The sequence below is a fragment of the Blautia sp. AM29-29 genome (assembly GCF_003480555.1).
Taxonomy (GTDB): domain Bacteria; phylum Bacillota; class Clostridia; order Lachnospirales; family Lachnospiraceae; genus Fusicatenibacter; species Fusicatenibacter saccharivorans.
This window is the reverse complement of sequence record NZ_QUJD01000045.1, coordinates 1-1195: the sequence shown is the minus strand read 5'-3', so window position 1 is coordinate 1195 and position 1195 is coordinate 1. Positions and strand designations below refer to the sequence as shown.

At 44.4% G+C, this 1195-nt stretch carries 3 protein-coding genes; all 3 read right to left on the bottom strand.

The genetic code is table 11. The features are described from left to right. On the bottom strand, positions 1-316 hold a 316-nt coding region (locus DW769_RS17020; RefSeq protein WP_243105481.1), incomplete at its 3' end, for a transposase. Between the two features lie 150 nt (positions 317-466). Next, a complete protein-coding gene (tnpB, locus tag DW769_RS16220) occupies positions 467-811 on the bottom strand; it encodes an IS66 family insertion sequence element accessory protein TnpB (RefSeq protein ID WP_009246070.1) in 345 nt (114 codons plus the stop codon). Then, on the bottom strand, positions 805-1195 hold a 391-nt coding region (tnpA, locus tag DW769_RS16215), incomplete at its 5' end, for an IS66 family insertion sequence element accessory protein TnpA (protein WP_147398870.1). The genes tnpB and tnpA, both read right to left, overlap by 7 nt.

Sequence of the window (1195 nt, the reverse complement as noted above, 5' to 3'; positions counted from 1 at the left end):
TTGCTTTTCTCTTATGTTCCGGAACAGTGATGTCATCAGGAAGTTCCTGTTCCCATGTTGGGTCTGCTTCCTGCTCGGCTTCATCAAAAAGATTCAACTGGCCATCGATATCTTTCCGTTTTTCACTGGAAGTACCAAAAAGTTTCTTCGTGAGATATTCAATCTGCTGACGAAGGTTTTCTTTTTCCAGCCGGTCTGCTTCCAATGTTTTTTGTAAAGACTGGATCCGTTCTGTCTGTGTGGAAATCGTCTTATTCAGTTGGTTGATCATGTCCTTGTACGCAAGGATTTTTGAATCTTTTGAATTGCCAGCCATATGTTTTCTGCTCCTTTTTCACTGCTCTTATTATACCATAAAAAGTAATGAAAAAGAAGCAGAAAACCCAGCATTTACAAGGGATTTCAGACATGATACAGGGTGAGAAGCCCCTCCGTTTCTGTTGGTTGGCATAGATGTTTTACGCGATCATTCCGTAGGTTTGAATGCCTTGGGTTGTTCGATTTCAAGCCCGGACATGAGCCAGTCGAATTGCTGCCAGGTCAATTGTTTTACTTCCAGCTGATTTCTGGGCCAGCGGAATCTGCCCTGAACTTCCATACGTTTATACAGCAGCACAAATCCGTCAGATTCCCAGAGCAAAGCTTTGATCCTGTCACAACGTTTTCCACAGAAAAGATACAGGGCACTTCGCCTTGGATCCATATGGAGTTGATCCTCTACAATGGCACACAGCCCGTCAATGGATTTCCGCATATCCGTTCTGCCTGTTACGATATAGATTTCATCGGCGGCTGTGATATCCCCTAACATTCCAGCTCCTTCACAATTCGAAGCGTTTGAGCCAGAAGCTGAGGATCTGTTCCATTTGGTATTGTTAGATGAAAGCTGCCTACAGACAGCTTCATTGACTCTGCTACGGAAAAGTTATTCCTCTCCGTAGCTGCCGGAATTACATTTAATGGCTGTTCATAAGGAATCGGGTCAGTATCATGAAACTCCACTCTGACAACTTCCTGGCTTTCTGGTGCGCGATAGGTGCGTCCAGTTGACGCCGGCAAATCCACACAACCTTTCTGACGCAGTCTTTTTACCCAGTTGTAAAAAGTTCCTGGCTTGATATCATGTTCCACACACCATTGATGATCTGTCAATCCACTTTGACGGCATTCCATGATGAGACGGTATTGTTCTTCG